The sequence below is a fragment of the Methanolapillus ohkumae genome, assembly GCF_032594355.1.
Lineage (GTDB): Archaea > Halobacteriota > Methanosarcinia > Methanosarcinales > Methanosarcinaceae > Methanolapillus > Methanolapillus ohkumae.
Window position 1 is genome coordinate 1,584,723 of sequence record NZ_CP131061.1, and the last position, 22,412, is coordinate 1,607,134.

Here is a 22,412-nt window from a genome sequence, read left to right on the forward strand (position 1 = left end):
ACCGGATGGATCCGGTTCTTAATTTTGCAGCTGCTGTATTTACTATTTTATTGCCGCATCTCTACGGTTTTAGTTTGCTGCGTCTCTACGGTTTTAGTTTGCCGCATCTCTACGGTTTTAGTTTGCTGCGTCTCTACGGTTTTAGTTTGCCGCATCTCTGCGATTTTAGTTTGCCGCATCTCTGCGATTTTAGTTTGCCGCATCTTTACGGTTTTAGTTTGCCGCATCTTTACGGTTTTAGTTTGCTGCAATCCGCATATTATTTTCAGCATCGCTGCGACTGTTTCCATCGACATATCTATTCATAATTGCAATCCAAGAAATTCGGACGCGGGAACGCGTCCGAATTTTCGGGAGGGTTTGTACGGAATAAAAAAATGAAATGAATCGAAATGAAATGAATCGAAATGAATCGAAACAAATAGAAAAATGAAAAATCGGATTTTAAAAAAATTAAAAAAAGCTGCCATTCAATCTTGTTTATCTTTTCAAAATTTGCGGTCGTAACGCGCGCGGCAACGCCTCAAAACAACAAACAAAAAAAATACCCGCCGGTAAATATTTAAAATAAAAAAGAAAAGACGGGCTTTTGAAAAAAATCAAAAGCCGAATGAATGAATAAAATTAAAATACTTTTTTAAAATCAGTATTTGGGAGCACGTCTGACTTTTCGGGTCACATAGCCGGCCACTTTGTTGCGGATGACTTTGCTTTCGATGGTGGTGTACTTGGACACGAGCAATTTGTTTTCGTCAAAGTCACCGGTAAAAGCGTCACCGTATGTGTTTAAAAGTTTAAATGAAATCGTTTTGATATTTGATTGTCTTATGTTTCCCATAATATCTCCTTCTGCTAGTGTTTAATTCAAATTTAATATTATTTTATTTCTTCTTTTAAGTCGATGAAATGATCAATAAAATGAAAATGTTATCTTTGGATTTACATTTGAATATCTGATAATCTCCGTAGAGGTCATCCAAATGATTGTCCTTATTTAAATAAATTCCGTTTCAAATCAAAACTCAGAATTCAAACTGAAATTCAAAATTCAAAACTCATCCCATCATATGCCAGCGGATAATTTTTGCAATCAATATCGTACGGCTTGTAATAATGACTCAAATGTGTAAAAACCGTATTTTTAGCGCCGATTTTTTTGGCCGTCTCAAATGCGTGATCCGAATTCATATGCTTTTTCACATCCATAAATTCGGGAACAATCGCGTCGGCAATAAAAAGATCCGGATTTTGAATGTAATCTAAGCTCTCTTGCGGAATATCTACCTCACAGTCACCGCTGATCACAATTTTATGCTTCCCGTCCGAAATAACAATTCCGGCAGGATGTTTTTCCGGAAAATGCTTGACCTCAAACAACGAAAATTCAAGTCCGATAAGCGAAAACGGCTCATAGAATTTCACATAATTTTTAGAAGCCGTCAAGAAAAAATAAATGTTTGTAATGTAGTCGACCGTCTCTTGAATGCCATAGACGGGAACATTCGACTGAACCCGGTAAAATTCGGCAAATCCGCCGTAGTGGTCATAATGGCCGTGCGTCCAAACAACCGCGTCGACACGTGAAACATTCGAGCGGAGAAGCTGTTCGCGCATGTCGGGACTCGTGTCAATAAGAACATTCCCAAGATCGGTCGAGACCAATATCGAAAAACGGGTGCGTCGACTCTTACTACCCGGATTTTTCGCATCTGTGCAAGCCGGACAAGAACAATTAATCGTCGGCGTTCCCGGAGCATCCCCGGTTCCAAGAAGTGTAATTTTCATGAAAAAGCCACCCGCTTTTTTAAATTATTTATATTTCTTTTTTCATACTTGTGAATTGAATGAAATCAAATTCTTTCGATGTAAGACGCCGATTTTAAGCCGGAGCGCCGGTCAAAGGATTTGATGGCGTTGTCCAAATCCGTCTGGATGAGATTGTACCGGTTTTCCAAAAGTGCCGACAAAACAGCTTCCCGGACAACCATACGCAAGTCGGAGCCTGTGTATTCTTCCGTTTTTCGGGCAATCGATTCCGTGTCGATTGTTCCTTCAATTTTTTTGAGAATGGAATCCAGAATCTGGCGTCTCATTTCAAGCGTCGGGCGCTCAAAGTCGACGATTTCGTCAAACCGTCGCCAAACCGCATCATCCAACCTTTTGGTGTGGTTGGTGGCGGCAATCAGCAAAACCCCATCTTCGACCAAACTGATGTTGTCAATCGCTTTTAAAAGTGTGTTGACGGCTTGTTTGATGGCGGCATGCTCATCGGCGGAACTCCGCGACATGGCGATAAAGTCAAATTCATCAATAAACATAATGCATGGATTGAATCTTTTGGAAAGCGCAAACACCCGGTCGATATTTTTGGACGTTTCGCCCAAATATTGATCGGTGATCATGGACAGATGAACTTCAATAATCGGAACCGCAAACCTTTTGGAAAGCGCGCGCGCGAATGATGTTTTTCCGGTTCCGGGCGGACCGACGAATAAAACTTTTCCGATATCGTAAAGGCCGATTTGTTTCAAATGTTCTTTGTTTTTAATCGCCATTTCGATTTTTTGAAGCTCATTCTTTTGCCGCTCGGTTAAAATCAACTCTTCCATCGTCTCCCGAACTTCTTCCGGTGCCTTGATGTATGCTAATTTCAGCCACTCTTTGCCGTTTCCTTTGTCGTCCTCCAATTCTTCAATAATGGATTGAATCCATTCCCGAGATGCTTCTTTGGGCGGATTTTTGGACGCCGTATCTTCATAATTGACGTTGCTGCGCTTTAAAATTTCTTGGAAATAATAGGCCAAAACCGGATTTAAATTAATTATTTCCTGTGCCCCCTCTTGTTTTTCAAACCATTGGGCCGCCGCCTCAAGCCCGCCATCGGTCAGCCGGACGGTGCCCGAATTTTCGTCGATGATGGCATAGCTGAATTTTTTGCCGTTGATTTTTAAAGCCTCTTCCACGTTGTCGATATCGTAAATCTTTTTGACCACCGCTTTCGTAACCTTAATCGGTTTTTGGATACCGCGGATTTTGCTGTCCCAAAACGAGCGCCGGATTTCGGACGGGATGTCGTTGGCAAACAAGCGGTCTTGTGTGTTATAAATCTCAGCCGTCAAAAGCAATTCGATGACGCTTAATGATTTTTCAGTCATGTTTTTTCCCCGGGTTCTCTTGAATTTGGATTCGAATAAAATTGAAAATTTTCAAATTGATTTGAAGTCAATAGAAAAATCAACCTAAAGATTACCGATTTTTTCAAATTCAAAGGTTTTAAAGTGAATAAAGGATTATTTTTTGAAATAACACGGTATATACTTAAACGTAATAAAATTTTGCTTTCGATTTTGCAGTTTTTCTGTTTTCAAAATAAAAAAATCAGTATCAAAAAAAGATCCAAATGATTGTCGAAAAAAATTAAATTCTGACAAAATCATCCATTAGCAATGGAATAATTCATCCATTAGCAATGGAACAATTTATTCATTCACTATGTAGAGACAGAAAGATGATTCGGCACATGAATACATGAGCGGTTAAAAAAATATATAAGAACCAAATCTATTCATCCATCAATTCATCAAAATAATTTTATCCAACATATCAAATTAAAATTCAAATAAAATCAATCCGATCAACTCAATAACTACAAAATCAATAAAAATATCAAAAACAGGAGCAATCATTATGGTGTCAAAAGACCTGCCGTTTAGCCTGGAAAAAATCGAAAAAGTAATTCAAACCTATCCGACTCCGTTTCATATTTATGATGAAAAAGCAATCCGTGAGAATGCAAAAGATATGTTGCGCGCCTTTTCGGCCGTGAATGGATTTAAAGAGTTTTTCGCCGTCAAAGCGCTTCCCAACCCGTATATTTTAAAAATTCTCAAAGAAGAAGGATTCGGCGCCGACTGCAGCTCACTTGCGGAACTCCTGCTTGCGGAAGAGGCAGGAATTACCGGCGAAAACATCATGTTCAGCTCCAACGATACGCCAGCGGATGAATTTATCAAAGCAAAAGAACTGGGCGCTATCATCAATTTAGATGATATCAGCCACATTGAAGTGCTTGAAAAAGCCGCCGGCCTTCCCGAAATATTGTGTTTCCGGTACAATCCCGGACCTCTCAAAGAAGGAAACGCACTCATTGGAAAGCCGGAAGAAGCAAAATATGGTTTTACCCGCGAGCAACTCTTTTTGGGCTATTCGATTTTGAAGGAAAAGGGTGTTAAGCGATTTGGCCTTCATACAATGGTTGCGTCTAACGAACTGAATCCTGATTATTTCGTGGAAACCGCCCGCATTTTATTTGAAGTCATTGTTGAAATTTCAAAGAAAGTCGGCATTGACTTTGAATTTGTAAATCTCGGCGGCGGAATCGGAATCCCGTACCGCCCGGAACAAGACCGTGTGCCGTTTGATAAAATCGCCGGCGGCATTCAAAAAGCCTATGAAGAAATCTTGTCCAAAAACGGCTTAAACCCGAAAGTTTATTTGGAATGTGGCCGCGTCATCACCGGTCCTTACGGCTATCTGGTTACAACCGTCCGCCATCTGAAATCCATTTACAAGGATTATGTCGGAACGGATGCCTGCATGGCGAATCTGATGCGCCCCGGAATGTATGGAGCCTACCACCACATCACGGTTCTCGGGAAAGAAAACGCCCCCCGAAATTTCAAATACGATGTCACCGGATCCTTATGTGAAAACAACGACAAATTCGCGGTTGACCGAATGCTTCCAAAAGTAGAGCGTGGCGATATTCTTGTCATTCACGACACCGGCGCTCACGGCTACGCCATGGGCTTTAATTACAACGGAAAACTCCGGTCGGCCGAACTTCTGATGCGGTCCAGTGGAAGCATTGTCCAAATCCGCCGGGCGGAAACCATTGCCGATTATTTTGCTACGCTGGACTTGAAAGGATTGAATCATTTCAAATAAGAATCCGTCGCTGTTTTTGTTGAAAAATTTAAAAGTTGTTGCCGCCGAACACGGCGGCACAACACAAAAACAAAACCAACAAAAACAAAACCAACAAAAACAAAACCAACAAAAACAAAACCAACAAAAACAAAACCAACAAAAACAAAACCAACAAAAACAAAACCAACAAAACCAACAAAAACAAAACCAACAAAAACAAATTAAAAGGTATTACACCTTTTGATTTTTGTATTTGCGTTCTTTTTTAAAATATATATAAAATTATTCGTATTGTAATATTCTTAGGGATTTGTTTTTATCTGATGGGGAACTTTGCTTATCATTCACTCTTTTTTCTGAGTATAATAATCAATGAATAAAGATTCCCGGAAAAAAAAATGGCAAGGACAGTGACCTGCCGGGAATTTACGGAAAAAATAAATCCGGAGGAAATTATGGTTGAAATGAACATTATCGAAGAGGTGGTTGTCGTTGATAAAGACAAAATGGATGTCGAAATCAGCATAGATGCGATGATCATCGATGATAAAAATTCCGAAAAAACGCAGGAAGAAGCCGAAAAGAAAAAGGCGTTTGAGATGGAAAAATGGTCAGCGCTTTCAATTCGCCACAACCAAATCGATCCGGAACTTTTTGTCAAATATAAAGTAAACCGAGGCCTTCGGGATGTGCAGGGAAACGGCGTTTTAACCGGACTGACCGAAATCAGCGAAGTTCTTTCCGGCCGCGCCAAAGATGGGGAACCGGAAGGACACGGCCGCTTGTTTTACCGCGGAATTGAAATCAATGACTTGGTCGATGGTTTTGTTTCGGAGCGGCGGTTCGGATTTGAAGAAGTCACTTATTTGCTTTTATTTGGAGAACTGCCCACTCAAGAAGAGTTGGAAGAATTTAAAAACCGGCTCGGTCAAAACCGGACACTTCCGATCAGTTTTGTTCGCGACATCATCATGAAAGCGCCCAGCGACGACATGATGAATACACTTGCCCGCAGCGTTTTAACACTTTATTCTTACGACAAAAACGCAAACAATACCTCCATCCCAAATGTTCTCCGCCAATGTTTGGAGCTCATTGCTCTTTTTCCACTTTTGGCAGTCTACGGTTATCAAGCCTACACACATTTCCATGACGGCAAAAGCCTGTTTATTCACAGTCCGAAACCTGAGCTTTCCACCGCGGAAAATATTCTTCACATTTTACGCCCGAGCAGCGAATACACCTTCTTAGAAGCACAATTGTTGGACTTGACACTGGTTCTTCATGCCGAACACGGCGGCGGAAACAATTCAACCTTCACCTGCCGGGTGGTCAGCTCATCCGGAACCGATACATATTCCGCAATCGCGGCCGCATTGGGAAGTTTAAAAGGCCCAAAACACGGTGGCGCCAACATAAAAGTCGTCCAAATGTTTGATGACTTAAAGAAAAATGTCGGCGACTGGAAAAATGAAGAAGAGGTCGGAAATTATTTGCGTGCGCTTTTGAACAAAGAAGCGTTTGACAAAGCCGGTTTAATTTACGGAATCGGCCACGCCGTTTATTCTAAAAATGATCCGCGAGCGGATATTTTCAAAAAATTCGTCCGGGAACTATCCAAAGAAAAAGGTTGCTATGAAGAGTTTTTGCTGTATGATTTGGTGGAAAAACTTTCCCCAATCATAATCGGTCAAGAAAAACGCATTTATAAAGGCGTTTCCGCAAACATTGACTTTTACAGCGGTTTTGTGTACAATATGCTGGGGCTTCCCGCGGAACTGTATACCCCGATTTTTGCGATCAGCCGCATTTCCGGATGGAGCGCTCACCGCTTGGAAGAACTCATCAATTCCGGAAAAATAATCCGACCGGCCTACAAAGAAGTGTGTGCACGGCGCCCGTATGTGCCCTTGGATCAAAGAACACCACCGGGCGAATGATTTAGAAGAATAATATTTCATTTTTATTTTTTGGGATCTTATTGATCTGATTTTGTTGTTTTTACGCTGCTGTCGCGCGCACTATTGCGTCGGTTTTTAATTATGAACCACAAATCAGAGAGCGGTTTTTTTTTCAGTTTTTATTTTAAATTGTTTCCATTTTTTAATTCTGTGCAAATTTTAAAAAACTTCGTTTTAAGATATATTTTTTAAAGTTAATTTTTCATTTCAGCTGGTTGTCATTTTTCATACATCCTTTTTATAATTATTTGTTAATAATTATAAAACGATTATTATTTATAATATTGTCAAAAATAGTTTCTTGTGGAAATTCGTGATTGATTTGAAAAAAAGAGTCATGAATTCTGCTGAATGAGGTTCATTTTGAATAAAAATAAGCACTCACCATTCTGATTATTGTCAAGTAGAAGTTGGCAATAATCACTTGTTTGATGGCGAGTTAATTTTTCAGTGCATACCGAAAATTCACTCCTATTTTGATTTTAAGGTATATTAAATAAATGTTTGTAATTGCCGATTGGCAAGAAGGAGCTACTAGAAACCTGATCAATAAAACAGCAACTTGTTATGGGGGAGGTGAGTTTGGGATTGCACCTTATGCTTACAAATCTAATATAAGAGTAGAACTAGTATGTAATGCAAATGGAGTGGTAACTCCTATTATAACTCCCCAATGATTAAGGTATTGAATAATAGATTTCAAATCTATTATTCATTTTTTTAATGGATGTGATAAAATGGATCTTACATATGAATCAATTTATTCTCTTGTTGAAGCAGGTTTTATTTTTTTATTTATTGTTGGCATTATTTCGTTTGCTCTTTATATCCTAATCAAACGGATGATTCAAAAAGAGCGAAAAAAATAGTAATTTTTTTATTTTAATCAGCATTTCATTTTTTTATTCCAAGCAACCCCTCCCGAAAATTCGAACGTGTGCCGTGTTTCAAATTTCCCGGATTGTCATTTAAGGAAAGATATATTGGTGAAAATGTAGCAATGCTCAAATGCAAATGATTGCAGCAGTTGTAAAATAATAACAGATTACAGCAGTTACAGTATCAGCAGTTACAGTATCAACAGTTACAGTATCAGCAGTTATTGTGAACAAATATGGCTTTGTTCATGAGAGCTTGAAACATTTGGTTTTAATAATCAAGTTCCGTCAGCTTGAATTGCTTGGTTTTCGGTTTTTTAGAGATACCAAAAAAGTCATAGGCCGCCTTGGAAACAACTTCCAGATGCTCTTTGGGAGAAAAAACACCCATGCGCCAAGCGCCGGCCTGTGCGGTTTCCATGACTTTGACAAAAGGAGACGCGTCGGAAAGCCTCTTGACCGTCCGGTCCATAATAAGCGCTTTCATTTCGGCCAGTTCCGGTTTTTGCGGGATGTCCACCATAACATATTCCGGATCGACGCCGGCATTTTCAGCAATCTCTTTTTCAACACGGGGAATGTTTTTCCGGTGTTCAAAGACACCGGTCCCGACAACTTCCAGTCCATCGTAAAGCGCCCGCTTGTATAAATTCCGGTTGTCAAGGCGTTCGGCAATTTCGCCGGGGAAGCCATCTGCGTTTCGAAGGACGCACATGAGTCCCAAATCATCCAGCCGGGAAAAATCGGACGGCCGAATCGCACCCGATTCCAGCAATCGTCCGCATGCCCGCGAACACATGGTTTCCGAAATCCGGGAAACGTGGTGATAGTAAACGGATGAGTTCATCCAATACCGTGACACCAATAAGGATTCCGCTGCCCGGATCGCGTTGTTGGACAGCACCAATTTGTCTTCATAATAATTCATGTGGTTTAAAAGCCGCATGTAGTCCACGCTTCCGGAAGAAACACCGGTGTAATGCATATCACGCGCCAGATAATCCATTTTATCGACATCGATTTCGCTGCTGAGAATTTGACTTTGTGGCGTGTCGCCGGCGATATGCTTTGCGATTTTGGAGGGCGTAAACCCGAAATCTTTTAAAACGTCTCCGACTTCGTTTTTAGAGATCAGATGAAACACATCGTCGTGCTTTTTGTGGGTATAATTTTCAATAAGTTTTTCGGTCGCATGCGAAAACGGCCCGTGTCCGATATCATGAAGAAGGGCAGAGACAACGATTTCATCTAATTTGCTTTCGCCCACGTTTTCATCCAAATTTTGAATTTTTAAAAAGAGAGAAGCAAGATGCATCGCACCCATGCTGTGTTCAAAACGGGTGTGATTAGCACCCGGATACACCAAATTGGAAAAGCCGAGCTGTTTAATCCGGCGCAGACGCTGCATTTGCGGTGTATCGAATAAGCGCTGCTCCAACTCATGAAATTCAATGTAGCCATGAATCGGGTCAAGAATAACGCTTTTTTCCATAAAATAACATCCAAATTTTTAAAACATTAAACAATAATGGGAATGAATAATGAAAATAGATAAGCGATGTATATGAAACGATGTATTTAAAGGTTCATTTTTTGAACCGGATAAATCCGATTTTTTCGCAATCAATGTCCATATTGTTTACCGGCATGATTTTACGGCAAGTGAACGATAAATTAACTATATATAGGTTTAGAATTTTGAAATAGTCGGAGATTTCCGATGGATCCAAATAAATTCAAAAACAAAGAGATGTCAAAACGGGAATGTTTAGAACTGTTTGAGAACGATGCGATTTTTTTTGACACTCTCCATGCGGCCGACAGTGTCCGCCGGGATCTTTGCGGAGATGTTGTTACCTACATCCTAAACGCCAACATTAATTTCACAAACGTTTGCACCGGAACATGTCAATTTTGTGCGTTTAAGGTTTCCAAGAATCATCCGTCCGCGTTTTTTTTAACGCCCGAGCAAATCGGACAAAAAGCCTGCGATGCGAAAATGGCAGGCGCGATTGAAGTGTGTGTCCAGGGAGGATTGCTTCCGGAAATTGATACGCATTATCAGGTTGAAATTCTCAAAAACATTCGCAAGCAAACCGGTCCGCTCGGCGGAATTTCCATTCATGCGTTTTCACCCATGGAGGTTTTTGCCGCTGCTGAAAATGCCGGCCTGGATTTAAAAACCGCTCTGACGATGCTCAAAGAGGCCGGATTGGATTCTATCCCGGGGACCGCTGCCGAAATATTGGTAGACGATGTTCGAAAAACATTGTGCCCGGATAAAATTTCAGCGGACGAATGGGAAAAAGTAATTACTGCCGCGCACAAAACAAAAATTCCGACCACCTGCACCATCATGTACGGTCATATTGAAGAAAATGAAGACCGTGTGGAACATTTATTCCGGCTTAAAAAGATTCAGGAAGAAACCGGTGGATTTACAGAATTTATCCCGCTTACGTTTTTACATGAAAACACGCCGCTTTCCAAAAGAGGACTTGTGGAAAGCGGCTCTTCCGGGCTTTTGGATTTGAAAATGTATGCAATCCCCCGTCTTTTGTTTAAGGAAAAATTGCCCAACATTCAAGTGTCGTGGGTCAAATTGGGAACCAAGTTCAGTCAAGTCGGGCTTTGCGCCGGCGCCAATGATTTTGGCGGAACGCTAATGGAAGAGAATATATCAAGAGCGGCCGGCTCAAAATATGGATCTTCCATGACCCGGCAAAAAATAGAAAATTGCATCCGGCAAATCGGACGTGTTCCAAAACTTCGAAACACGCAATACAAAATCATTGATGAATCTCAACAAAAAGGTTCGATTCCGGTCTATTAAATCAAAACCAATCGTAAAATGAAATGAAGAGCGACACGAAATGAAAAACGACACGAAATGAAAAAGGCGTAGAATTAAGATTAAATAGAACTTCCAACTCAATGGAAAATCCTGTTTATTCAAATGAAAATTATTCAAACTGCTTCAATCGTGATTTCATGGATATTATTTTTGTCATTGTGATTTTGATTTTACTGGGTTTTTTTCTCAAATATTTCGGCATTCTTTCCGAAAAGGATAAAGTGGCACTGAATAATATTGTGATCTATGTGGCGATTCCCGCCACGCTTTTTTTGTCTCTTCTCAGAAATGTCGACGCGAAGGATTTGGGTTCTTATTTTAAATTAACGATTTTCATTTTAATCATTACCCTTGCCTGTGCTGTCCTCGCTTATGGAATCGGAAAACTTTTAAAAATGGATATTAAGTCGTTGGCCGCCTTTATTTTGGTGGCGTGTTGCGGCAACACAGCCTTTATGGGATTTGCCATCGCCACCGGATTTTATGGCGTCGACGGCTTTATCCGCGCGATTTTTTGCGACACCGCCACTCTTTTTGTCATCATCATTTTAGGAACGTACCTGGGGATTAAAGTGAGCGGGCGAAAGGTCAGTCTGCTTAAACAGGTTGTTCGATTTCCGCCGATGATTGCTTGGGTCGTGACAATTGTTTTGGTGATTCTCGGATTTCAAATCAGCATGCTTCCGGCGTTTGTCGTCACAACGCTTGGGTATTTATCCGGAATTATGGTTCCCTTGATTATGATTTCATTGGGACTGTCCTTGTCTCCCAAATATCTCAAAGTTGCCGCCATTCCGGCGATTCTTGTCACCGTCATTCAATTATTTTTCGCGCCGGCTCTTGCGGTTATTCTTTCCAATTTTTTTGCATTATCGGGATTAGACCGAAACGTCGCCATTTTGCAAGCCGGAATGCCGCCGGCAATGACACCCCTCGTGTTTTCCGAAATTTATGGCATGAATTCAAAACTCATCTCCGGTGCCACTTTTTTGGCGACGGTTGTGTCCTTGGTTTCAATTCCGGCTTTGCATATGATGCTGGATGCGGGATGGATTTAAAAAACCAAAAAAAAACAAAAAAACTAAAAAAAATGAGGACAATTAAAATAAGAGGAGCCAAAATTAAAATATTTTGACAATTTATTTGAAATGAAATTATTTTTTTATCTTTAAAAAAGGTTATATTAAAAAATGACATTGTGAGGCATTTTTTCAAATGATTGTTCTTTCCGGCGGAACCGGCACCCCAAAACTGATTGACGGCCTTCGGGCCTGGCTTCCCGATGAGGAAATTTCCGTGATTGTTAACACCGCCGAAGACATTTGGATTTCGGGAACATTTGTCTCGCCGGATGTCGATACCGTTTTGTATCTTTTTTCCGGTGATTTGGATAAAAACCGATGGTGGGGGATGACAGATGAAACGTACACGACTTACAACCAACTCAAAAAGATGGGAAAGCCCGAACTTTTGATGCTTGGGGACCGAGATCGGGCAAACAATCTGATCCGGACCGAACTGCTTAAAACCAAAACGTTATCTTACGCGACCTTGGACATCGCAAAAAAACTTGGCGTGAACGCGAACATCATTCCCATGTCGGATGACCCGGTCAAAACCCGGATTTTTACGCCCGAAGGCGTTATTCATTTCCAGGATTTTTGGGTCGGAAAAAAGGGCGCTCCGGATGTTTTTAATTTCAGTTACTTTGGCATAAAGAATGCGAAAATTTCTCCAAGAGCGAAGACGGTCCTTTCCAAAGAGAACTATGTGATTATCGGTCCCAGTAACCCGATGACCAGTATCGGTCCGATGTTAGCGCTTCCCGGGATGCGGGAAATTTTGAAAAATAAAAAAGTGATTGCGATCAGCCCGATTATTGGAACGGAACCGATCAGCGGGCCGGCGGGAAAACTCATGAAAGCCAAAAAAATGGATGTGACGGCAAAAGCCGTTGCCGAATTTTATCAAGATATCATTGACATTTTCGTGTATGACATTCGGGATACCGTCATCAATCCGGAAGAGATTCGAAATATGGGAATCAAACCGGTTGCGTTTGACACGTTGATGACAGATTTTGAGAAGAGAAAAGATTTGGCGGAAAAGGTTTTGGAATTGTTGGATGTATCCAAAAATAAAAAGCAGGCCCAGGCTCATCAACTCAACCGGCCTTTGAAAAAACCATCCGGCCGAAAGCCGTGTCGCCGAATTGCCTGATTTTGAAAGAGAAAAAATCCGATTACATATTTAAAAAATACAAACAATGATGAGGATTTTGAAAAATATTTGGATTTAAAAATCTTCCGATTTGAAACAAATCAATATATTTTTAAATTATTAGGTTGTGGTTCTAACAAAAGTGACGAGGTTTTTAAAAATGGACGACAAAATAAAAGAATTGGGAAAGGACGCTTTAACAGTCATCGCGATTGTCACTGCTTTTCTGATTTTTTGCCAACTCTTTTTCGGCCTTTGGACACCTATGTATGTCGTCCAATCCGGAAGTATGGAACCGCATATGAAAATAGGGGATATTATTTTTGTCAAAGACAGTGACCGTGTCACCATCGAAACAAATGCCCAAGCCGTTTTATCTGAAAACTCGAAAATAAAATTTAGCGGATATGGCGATGTGATTTTATACCGCCCAAACGGCAATAAAAACGCAATTCCGATTATTCACCGTGCGATGTATTACGTGGAAGCGGGCGAACCCATGTGGGAAGGCGGCCCTGCGGCTCCACATGCCGGCTACATTACAAAAGGAGACAACCCACAGACAAATCCGCTTTTTGACCAGCAAACCATGATCAGCTATAACACCCCAATCAAAGAAGAATGGGTCATCGGCGTCTCAACACTCAAAATTCCATACCTCGGGAAAATCCGGCTGATTTTCTCGTAATCTTTTTACTTTCGTTTTTATTTTTTTACTTTCGTTTTTATTTTTTTACTTTCGTTTTTATTTTTTTCATTCTTGTTTTTGTGCCCGCCCGCGCGCGTTACAGCGGCATATTTAATTTTTTCCAACAAAATCCGGGATTGGCTTTTTCTTTTTTCAGGATGAGAGCAAAATCAATCAAAACAAACATTTGGCACTCAAATCGTGACCATACGGAGGAAAATGGTCAGAACCATTTCTTTTTTTTGAAATAAAGAAGCATCCCCATAAAAATTAAAAACATGCCGCTCAGACAGATATAGTATCCGTATCTTGCTTCAAGTTCCGGCATATAATTAAAATTCATGCCGTAAATTCCGACAATAAACGTCAGCGGAATGAAAATGGTGGAAATGACGGTTAAAATTTTCATGGTTTCATTCAGCCGCTTGGAAGTTCCGGAATTATAAATGTCAAAAATACCAGTGACGGCAACCCGTCCGGATTCAATGGATTCAATAATTCGGACCACATGGTCTTGAACGTCCCGGAAATAAACACGGGTTGACTTTTTAATGAGCTTGGAGCCGGATTTTTCCCAATTGTCCGCCACGTTGGTGAGCGGCCAGACCGATTTGTTGAACCGGAAAAGTTCGGAACGCATGTGTATAATTTCACCGACAGATTCTTTTTCCGGTTGATTGATCATTCTTTTTTCGACTTCGTCAAACCATTCTTCAAATTCTTCCAAGACAAAAAAATAATGATCGACGACAATGTCCATCAAAGCATATGTCAGGTAATCCGTTCCGTTTTTTCGAATCCGTCCATCCTTTTTGATTCTTTTGAGGACCGGTTCGAAAATATCCGCCTCGTTTTCAAAGAACGTAATGACTGTTTTTTCCAGGGTCACAATGCTGATTTGATTGTCTTGCAATTCTTTTTTCGTATCGTCAAAAACAGTATGCTTTAAAACCGTATAGAAATAATTGTCAAATTCTTCCATTTTCGGACGCTGCTTCATGCTGAGAATATCTTCCAAAGTCAGCGGGTCAATATCGTATTTTTCACCGATTTTTCGAACCGCTTCCGGGTCATTCAGTCCGGCCGCATGAATCCAAGAGAGAGTATCCGGAGAAAATTCCGCACGAATCAATTCATCCACCGTTGCGTATGTTTTCTCAGAGAATCCGGATTCGTTGTACAATATTACAAAAAACGGATTCATAAATACCGGGACCGATTCAATATTTTGTGGTTCTCCGTCATTTCCGCCGGCCGGGTCATTTTGATCTCCGGGAACATAAATTAAAGAACCCGGCGGCAAGCCGGCTTTTTTCGATTGTTTAGATACGGCAGACAGATTCATAATCGCATTCATTTTCATATGTCATCCCCATTTTCATACCCATTTATCTTTATTTTTTTACTTTTCTATTGTTCATTTAATCTCATTTTCCAATTATAATTGAATAAATATAGATATTCAGATATATTAGAAACTTTTATATAATTATAATCATATATCATCGGTAAGCGCATAATAAAAAATTGTGCGTGTCCAGAGTTGTTATTTTTGTGTATATTTTTAAAATGAGTGTGAGGATATCAATATGGATGAACAACAAAAGAAATACTTAACTTATGGCGCCGTTGCGATTGTCATTATTTTAATCGTTGCGCTTGCGGTTTATTATTTCTATTACATGTAATATTTTTTTTCCGGTTTCTTAATTTTGATTTTACGTTAATATTTAAACCGGAGTTTTTAATATTTAAACCGGATGGTTTTATTTAAAGGAATTGTCTCAAAAATCGAAACGACTAAACTCGTTTTTGATTTTTGTTTCTTTTTTATTCAAATTCAAAATCAATCAACTTAATGCGATGAAAGGCACTTGGTCGATTGATCCGTCCGGCCCGTGTTCCTATGTTTTTGATGTGGACAATAGCGAGGAGGACTTAAAAGCAAAAATGGTTGGAAATGTTCTTGTTTTTGAACCGTTTGATTATTCCGGTAATAAAGAATGGAATGTGAAAGAATTCGTTTTGAGCCATCCAATTATCTAACACTCAAATCATTAGCGAACAAGCACAAATTTGGATTTTGAATTGAAAATCAAAATCAATTCAAAATCTTTTTTTATTTTTTCATAAATGTGAAGCGGTTTTTCATATATTTTTTGATGTTTCTTGATTTTTTTCTTGTTGAAACAGCATTATCTACTAATTTTTATAAGTTTGCGGAAAAAAAAATGTGAAATTGATTTAAAATCCGCGTAGTTGTTGTCATTGTCTCATTTTTCTGATTTATAGTAATATTTGTGTAAGAACTTGTTTTTTGATTATATATTATTAAAAATATTTATATACCGTTTTGACAATCTATTGTCGATGCATAATGATTTTTGCATCAACAATATTTACAGAATAATGAGTTAAATTGACATTTATGGGGCGATATTTATGAACTCGAAAAACACAAAAACATTATTCGCAATTGCGTTGATTGCAATTGTTATTTTTGCGGTCGCCGCAAGCGGCTGTACGACCAAACCCCCTGTCGAAAATGAAAGTTCGACACCAACCCCTCCGGAACAACCCAAGAATGAGTCAAATGGTTCCGGTTCAGCCGATGGAAATGGCTCATCCGATGGAAACGGCTCAACGAATGAAAGCACGCCGGCCACGGGTAGCAACACCGATAAACCGGTCATTCATGTGATTCCGTCAACCGGTGGCGGCGGCTCTTCTTCGGGTCCCTCCTCCATTGTCGGATTTTGGAAGGTGAACAGTTTGGCTGGAACGATTGGTGAAACAGATGTGGATGAAACGGATGTGAGTGGTGGAAGATATTTCATTGTTTATCCGGACAATACCTGCGACTTTGAAATTGGAATAGAAGAATATGTTTCAGGAGATACGGGGACTTGGGAAACAGGTGGTTCCGGCTATGTTTTCACATTTGGCGGAACGGATGTCAATGCCATATTGAATGCGGATGGAAATTTGGAATTTGTTGACGGTTTTAATTTCCACGATGAAGGGATTGACGGTGAAGTCACCGAACTCATTTTGGAAGAAACTCTTCCGGAAAATTGGAAAGTCATCACAATGAACGCAACTGTAACAACTCCTGTGGGTGACGATCTTGACCTGACTGAAGAAAACATTAGTGAAGAGGGCAGTAACTTCTTCACATTCACGGTTTCAACACCCGATAACACATTTACTGAAAGCCTGGACTTGTCCGTCGACCTGGACGGGGAAGGAGAAGATGGTCCGACTGAAGGCAATATCGAAGTGAGTGACGGAACCTGGGAAGTAGACAAATCGACCCGCGATTCCGGAGATTTCATTTTGAAATCTGTCGATGGAGCCGTCATAACTAAGGCTAAATTGACATATGATTCAGAAAGCGAAGAATCCTATCCGTGGATTTTAACATTTACACCATATGACTTCACAACCCCTGGAAATTATGTGTTTGATTTCGAGGAATTTGTTTTGAAATTCTTGGGTTTTGAATTATAAATTCAATCAAAGTGGTTTGAATTGATTTTTAAAAAATCAATTCAATTTTTTATTTTTAAATGTCGTAAATATCATTTTTTGAGCATCTTGTTTTTGTTTTTGAGTGAATATTTTTTTCTGAATGCAAATTCTTATTCTTAAAAAAAATCAAAAACGGAATTTACAGAGGTGAAAAATTATGGATTATGAAAAATTAAAAGTTCCTATCGGGGTCCTTATTATTCTTCTTTTTATTATTGCCGCTCTTTTTTTAATCAGTTCAAGCGGCTGCTTTAACAGCCCGGAAAATGAGACAATTAATGAAACGAATGAGACCGGCGATGTAGCGCCGCCAAAACCCGACCCTGAGCCGTCCAATGGTACAGAGAATAGAACAGAGAATGAAAAACCGGTCATCCAAGTGATTCCAACGATTGGCGGCCGGTCCACATCAGACTCGGCATCCATTATCGGATTTTGGAGAGTGAAAACCATTGTTTTTGAAGAAACGCCGGATTCTTTCCACCAGGGTCAAATTATTGCCGTTTATCCCAATAACTTGTGGGCTCGCAATGAATACGACACCCCCATGTGGGCCTGGAGACAATCAGGCTCGGACTATATTTTTACGGTTGGTGAAGGAGAAGGATCCTTTGATATTACTGCAAAACTGAATGATGATTGTGAGTTGGAATTTGACCCCTATGACGACTCTCCCGAAAACCCGGTGACAACTCTTGTAATGGAAGAAACACTTCCGGAAGATTGGTACGTTGACTCTTTGGAGGCAATGGTCGAAATTCCGGATACCGGTGAGATCTCTATTGGTGAGGGAAATATCGTGATGGATCCAAATTATTTTACTTTCGACGTTGACATCTATTTTGATCCGAGCGATTTTTCCGGAAAGTTGGGATTAAAAAAATCAGTGGAGGGGGAGGATCCAGACGGCATCGTTGAATATGGCGGAACCTGGGCCGTTAATAAATCCACCCGTAATTCCGGAGATTTCATTCTGACCGTGAGCGAAGGTTCAAGTGCGGGAAATTACAATGTGAAATTAGAATGTGATATTTCCAATGAAAACCCCTGGTCATTGGTATTTGAAGAACATAAGTTTACGACGCCTGGAGAATATAAATTCGATGTGGATGAGTTTATTTTAAAACTAAAATTTCCGGAACCGGAATAATGATTTTTGAATTGATTTTTTCAAAAATCAATTCATTTTTTCTTTTTTTAACTTTCTTTTTTTAATTTTTTTAACTTTCATTTTTTCTTTTTTTAACTTTCTTTTTTTAATTTTTTTAACTTTCATTTTTTCTTTTTTTAACTTTCTTTTTTAATTTTTCAAATGAATTCTTTTTTCATTTTTGACTCTTTTTTTCCGCTCGCTCTCATTGTTTTTATATTTCAGCCATGAAATAAAAAAATGAGACTATTTTTATTTATTTCAATTCATTTATTTAATATATTTTATAAAATTTTAGAGGAAGTGCAAAAATTATTATACAATTATTCCCTTGAAATAATTATCACACAATTATAATTTTTCATAAAAATTATAGATGTGATTAAACGAGTGAATATTTTTTATATGGGGTTGACATTATGGACAAAAATACACAAAATTATCTGATTGTGGGTGCCATTGTTGCCATCGTAATTGTTGCCGCTTTATTATTCTTTTTCTATTCCGGCAATGACGACAACACACCGCCCGCAACAAATACCACACCAAACACACCATCCAACACATCAAATACATCCAACACATCAAATGCGACAAATGAAACCGCAAACACAACAAACAGTACGGGAGCCGGTTTATCGAGTTTGCCGCCGATTGTTGTCACGCCATCTCTTGGTGGCGGCGGTTCTACGTCTTCCAAGGTTTCTCCGGTCGGATATTGGAAAATCAACGATGCTGACATCTCCGTCACATATGGAGAGGAGGGTTCAGAAGATTTGGATGAAGGCGATTATACTGACCAATATATGTGGATAGACTATGATGGCACATGCTATATGGAAATTGAAGCATTTGGCATATCCATGGACAGCGACGGCACTTGGAACTACACCGGCTCGGACAGCTATGAATTCTATATGGAAGACTTTAATGCCACCGCCCGTGCAACAATGGACAGTGAGGGAAACTTAGTCTTTGTGAGCGGCATTCATTTTGAAAATTCCACCGATACTGATTACGGAGTAATCGAAGGAACCATTTCAACGCTCGTTTTGGAAGAAACGCTTTATAATGAATGGTATCTGAATGAATTAGAAGCAACGGTGACCGTTGATGAAGAACCGAGAGATATCACTGATTCCGATGTTGGATTTGATATTGATATTTTAGAAAGTACATTTGATATTGATATCAACACGGACTTTGGATCCGCGACCTATGCCGGTGACTGGCGAGTCGATAAAAGCACACGCAATGCAGGAGACTATATTTTTATAGCCGAGGATGGTATTGAACAAAAAGCAAAATTAAACAGCTCAGACATTCATTGCATAGAAATTGTAACACCCTATGAATTCGAGATTGAAGAGGGTTATTTCATCAAAGTCAATAAATGTATTTTAAGTTGGGCAACTTGAATAAGTAATCCATTGAATTGATTTTTTTTCAAAAATCAATTCTTTTCTCTTTTTTAATTTCTCAAAATTTATTTTTTAGATTTTGATTTTTGTAATTCATTTTTTAAGATTTTCCATTTTTTCAAAACCCCCCTCAATATATCTTTTTTAAAAAATATTTCACATTGAATAATATTTTGGAAATTTTTTTATATAAATCCATGATTTAATTAACATGCATAATGCCAATTATGCATACGTTAAAAAAATCAAATTTATGTGTTTTAAACGGTTTTAGGGGTTAAACTTATGAACGCGCACCAAAAGAGAATATTATTGACCGCTGCTGTCATCGGGATTGTCATCTTGTCAGTTTACGCCGGCGGCTGCATTTCGCTTAAAAATTTCACCGGCCCGGATCCCACACACGGCGACCTGAACGATACAAACAATACCGACGCAAACAACACCAACAACACAAGCAATGTGACCGGAAACCCGGCATATAATGAATCCAATGTGAACAACACCTCCGACAATATTACCTTCCAATACACAAAATTCCCATTCGGCGGATGGGTTGCCAGCATTGACCAAACCCTTGTTTATCTTTATGTGGATGAATACGGAAACGGCTTTACGACAAGAAACTTGCAAAACACGCCACCGGACGAAACCGGTGTGGAATACAAATTCAAAGACAATGAAACCGTCATTGAAGTTTACGACAATTCTCCGCTCAACAACTATCCCAACAGCTTTGATACCACCTATTTGAATTTCATCGGAACCGCCAAATTTTTGGATGACGGCAGCATGCTGATTACGTTTTTGACAGGGGACACCGCCCTTTACTATCCGGCCCGGTTCCCGACTCTGCAAAACGCTGTCCCAAAAACAATTACAGTAGATGGAAAAACAGTGACAAATCTGTCGGACATCCGTGTCACGATCGACAAAACCGGAAAGGGAAAAATTGTTCTGAACGCAAACACGACCGACCCGGCATTAAAACCCGTCGTAAACGGACTTGAAAAAACAACCTTTGACTTGGAATTGATCTACACCCAAGATTTCTACAAATTCAATGGAACCTGCGACGAAACAAAAGTCAAAGATATTGCGCTCTTAGATTCCCCGCAGAAAAATTATATGACGATGAAACTCACACCGGTTGGCATGACGTTAAGCGACGTTACCCTGACGTTTGACCATTACGGCACCCTTGTACCGTCGTAATTTAATAATTTCATCAGAATCAACTGTTTAAGAACAAATAAAGCTCAAAAACAAATGTGAAAGGCGATTTTGAATTCATCCGATTCAGTAACCGCCTTTCTATTTTTCTGATTTTGCGTTTTATATTTTCTCTGATTTTGCGTTTTATATTTTTTTCTAAGTTTCATTTTTTATAATTTTATATTCGTTTTACGGAAACTTTTATATTCTTTTCAACTCAGTGAGCGTATCTTCTTTTTTTGTAATGCTTCTTTTATTTCTCTCTTTTTTGTAAAAGGAAATTCCTTTTATACATCGTTTGTGTGTTCTTCTGTCCTTTTGACTTTTTGAGGCAAAAAATGCCGCCGGTTTTGCCGGCGGAAAAAAACTAAGTTGAACTTAATTATTCGAGGTGGACCTTGTGGATTTTTCAGAGATTCTCATGTATGTTTTATTTGTTTTCGGTCTTTTGTTGATTACAAAAGGAGCGGACTGGTTTGTGGATGCCGCCGTCAGTATTTCAAAACGCAGCGGCATTCCAAAAGCCGTCATCGGCGCGACCATTGTAAGTTTTGCGACAACAGCTCCCGAATTTTCGGTCAGTTTTATGGCGGCGATTTCAGGACACGCCGACATGGCGGTTGGAAACGCGGTCGGGTCCACCATCTGTAACATCGGAATCGCGATTGGTTTTATTGCGGCCATGCGGGCGATTACCGTAGATGACAAAGCGTTTAACGTCAAAGCCATTTTACTCCTTTTGTCCGGCGGCGTTTTGGTTCTCTTGTGCTTGGATGGAATTATTACAGCCTTGGACGGAATTATTTTGCTCATGATTTTTGCCGCCTACATGATTTACACCTACATCGCTCAAAAAAAGAACTCGGATAGCAACGTTTGCGAAACGCCGGATGAGAAAAAAGGAATCTGGGCGAAATTGCCACTTTCCGGCTATCCACTCGATGCCATCATTTTTTTGGCCGGCGCAATTTTTGTGATTTTAGGAAGCAAATTGGTTGTAGACAACGGCATTTCCATTGCGCAACACATAGGCATTCCGGAAATCATCATCAGTTTGACGGTCATATCCGTCGGAACGTCACTTCCGGAAATTGTGACTGCCATTACCTCTTTTCGTAAAGGATGCCAGGAACTTTCCATTGGAAACATTGTCGGCGCCAACGTTTTAGACATCACCATGATTTTAGGCGTTTCATCCATTTTCGCACAGCTTCCGATTAATCACCAGCTGATGGATTATGATTTTATCTTTATGATGATTTTATTTGTTCTGCTTGCGGTTTTTGGCTACAAAAAAAGAATTACCCGAGGACAAGGCGTATTGATTGCCGCAATTTACATTGTGTATGTCATCGGACTTTTTGTTTGGTATAAATGACCGGACTCTTATTTTTCCGGCATTTTTCTTATTTTTTATTCTTGTTTTGCTGCGTTGTTGTTTGATTTTTTGGATTTATGTGTTCGCTGTCGCGCGCGTTACAGCATCATTTTTTTAAAAAAATCAACAAAATCCATCGTCTGGTTTTTTGTTTTTTTTGTTTTTTTGTTTTTTTGTTTTTTTGTTT

19 protein-coding genes are annotated in these 22,412 nt (G+C 39.6%); 14 read left to right on the forward strand and 5 right to left on the reverse strand.

What is annotated here, in order from left to right; genetic code table 11:
• Positions 1-5 precede the first annotated feature (5 nt).
• Positions 6-308, forward strand: coding sequence for a hypothetical protein (locus MsAm2_RS06965; RefSeq protein ID WP_338097527.1), 303 nt, complete (start codon positions 6-8; stop codon positions 306-308).
• A 335-nt stretch (positions 309-643) separates the two neighbouring features.
• Here the strand turns inward: MsAm2_RS06965 and MsAm2_RS06970 are convergent, their stop codons facing one another.
• From MsAm2_RS06970 to MsAm2_RS06980, 3 genes are all read right to left on the reverse strand, one after another.
• Positions 644-838 carry a 30S ribosomal protein S17e gene (locus MsAm2_RS06970; protein ID WP_338097528.1) on the reverse strand — a complete coding sequence of 65 codons (195 nt, stop codon included), beginning with the start codon at positions 836-838 and terminating at the stop codon, positions 644-646.
• Positions 839-1,041: 203 nt separating this feature from the next.
• On the reverse strand, positions 1,042-1,785 hold the full coding sequence (locus MsAm2_RS06975) for an MBL fold metallo-hydrolase (protein ID WP_338097529.1): 744 nt from the start codon (positions 1,783-1,785) through the stop codon (positions 1,042-1,044).
• Positions 1,786-1,850: 65 nt separating this feature from the next.
• The gene (locus tag MsAm2_RS06980; RefSeq protein ID WP_338097530.1) at positions 1,851-3,155 is read right to left on the reverse strand and encodes an ATP-binding protein; all 1,305 of its coding nucleotides are present in this window, start codon (positions 3,153-3,155) and stop codon (positions 1,851-1,853) included.
• Between the two features lie 532 nt (positions 3,156-3,687).
• Between MsAm2_RS06980 and MsAm2_RS06985 the strand changes: the two genes are divergently transcribed.
• The 3 genes from MsAm2_RS06985 (at position 3,688) to MsAm2_RS06995 (ending at position 6,869) form a co-directional block, all read left to right on the forward strand.
• Complete coding sequence (locus tag MsAm2_RS06985) at positions 3,688-4,947, forward strand: diaminopimelate decarboxylase (protein WP_338097531.1); 1,260 nt, start codon at positions 3,688-3,690, stop codon at positions 4,945-4,947.
• Positions 4,948-4,963: 16 nt separating this feature from the next.
• Positions 4,964-5,173, forward strand: a complete 210-nt coding sequence (locus tag MsAm2_RS06990) for a hypothetical protein (RefSeq protein WP_338097532.1) — start codon at positions 4,964-4,966, stop codon at positions 5,171-5,173.
• Between the two features lie 154 nt (positions 5,174-5,327).
• Positions 5,328-6,869: a citrate/2-methylcitrate synthase gene (locus tag MsAm2_RS06995; protein ID WP_338097533.1), complete on the forward strand. Its 1,542-nt coding sequence runs from the start codon at positions 5,328-5,330 to the stop codon at positions 6,867-6,869.
• A gap of 1,170 nt (positions 6,870-8,039) precedes the next feature.
• On the opposite strand, the gene MsAm2_RS07000 is transcribed toward MsAm2_RS06995, so the two are convergent.
• On the reverse strand, positions 8,040-9,260 hold the full coding sequence (locus MsAm2_RS07000; protein ID WP_338097534.1) for an HD domain-containing protein: 1,221 nt from the start codon (positions 9,258-9,260) through the stop codon (positions 8,040-8,042).
• Positions 9,261-9,488: 228 nt separating this feature from the next.
• On the opposite strand from MsAm2_RS07000, the gene cofH reads away from it, so the two are divergent.
• From cofH to MsAm2_RS07020, 4 genes are all read left to right on the forward strand, one after another.
• Positions 9,489-10,601, forward strand: coding sequence for a 5-amino-6-(D-ribitylamino)uracil--L-tyrosine 4-hydroxyphenyl transferase CofH (cofH, locus tag MsAm2_RS07005; RefSeq protein ID WP_338097535.1), 1,113 nt, complete (start codon positions 9,489-9,491; stop codon positions 10,599-10,601).
• 158 nt (positions 10,602-10,759) lie between these two features.
• A complete protein-coding gene (locus tag MsAm2_RS07010) occupies positions 10,760-11,680 on the forward strand; it encodes an AEC family transporter (protein ID WP_338097536.1) in 921 nt (306 codons plus the stop codon).
• Positions 11,681-11,837: 157 nt separating this feature from the next.
• A complete protein-coding gene (gene cofD, locus MsAm2_RS07015; protein WP_338097537.1) occupies positions 11,838-12,842 on the forward strand; it encodes a 2-phospho-L-lactate transferase in 1,005 nt (334 codons plus the stop codon).
• Between the two features lie 160 nt (positions 12,843-13,002).
• Positions 13,003-13,530, forward strand: a complete 528-nt coding sequence (locus tag MsAm2_RS07020) for a S26 family signal peptidase (protein ID WP_338097538.1) — start codon at positions 13,003-13,005, stop codon at positions 13,528-13,530.
• Between the two features lie 223 nt (positions 13,531-13,753).
• On the opposite strand, the gene corA is transcribed toward MsAm2_RS07020, so the two are convergent.
• Complete coding sequence (corA, locus tag MsAm2_RS07025; RefSeq protein WP_338097539.1) at positions 13,754-14,893, reverse strand: magnesium/cobalt transporter CorA; 1,140 nt, start codon at positions 14,891-14,893, stop codon at positions 13,754-13,756.
• Between the two features lie 500 nt (positions 14,894-15,393).
• Here corA and MsAm2_RS07030 point away from each other — a divergent pair, with 500 nt between their 5' ends.
• The 6 genes from MsAm2_RS07030 to MsAm2_RS07055 all read left to right on the forward strand — a co-directional run bounded on the left by MsAm2_RS07030 (position 15,394) and on the right by MsAm2_RS07055 (position 22,225).
• Positions 15,394-15,576 (forward strand): hypothetical protein, encoded by a 183-nt coding sequence (locus tag MsAm2_RS07030; protein ID WP_338097540.1) that lies wholly within the window; start codon positions 15,394-15,396, stop codon positions 15,574-15,576.
• Between the two features lie 396 nt (positions 15,577-15,972).
• On the forward strand, positions 15,973-17,040 hold the full coding sequence (locus tag MsAm2_RS07035) for a hypothetical protein (RefSeq protein WP_338097541.1): 1,068 nt from the start codon (positions 15,973-15,975) through the stop codon (positions 17,038-17,040).
• 178 nt (positions 17,041-17,218) lie between these two features.
• Positions 17,219-18,211 carry a hypothetical protein gene (locus MsAm2_RS07040; RefSeq protein ID WP_338097542.1) on the forward strand — a complete coding sequence of 331 codons (993 nt, stop codon included), beginning with the start codon at positions 17,219-17,221 and terminating at the stop codon, positions 18,209-18,211.
• A gap of 419 nt (positions 18,212-18,630) precedes the next feature.
• Positions 18,631-19,629 (forward strand): hypothetical protein, encoded by a 999-nt coding sequence (locus tag MsAm2_RS07045; protein ID WP_338097543.1) that lies wholly within the window; start codon positions 18,631-18,633, stop codon positions 19,627-19,629.
• A gap of 288 nt (positions 19,630-19,917) precedes the next feature.
• Positions 19,918-20,847 carry a hypothetical protein gene (locus MsAm2_RS07050; RefSeq protein WP_338097544.1) on the forward strand — a complete coding sequence of 310 codons (930 nt, stop codon included), beginning with the start codon at positions 19,918-19,920 and terminating at the stop codon, positions 20,845-20,847.
• A gap of 400 nt (positions 20,848-21,247) precedes the next feature.
• Entirely contained in the window at positions 21,248-22,225 is a 978-nt protein-coding gene (locus MsAm2_RS07055; RefSeq protein WP_338097545.1) for a calcium/sodium antiporter, read from the forward strand.
• The last annotated feature ends 187 nt before the right edge of the window (positions 22,226-22,412 follow it).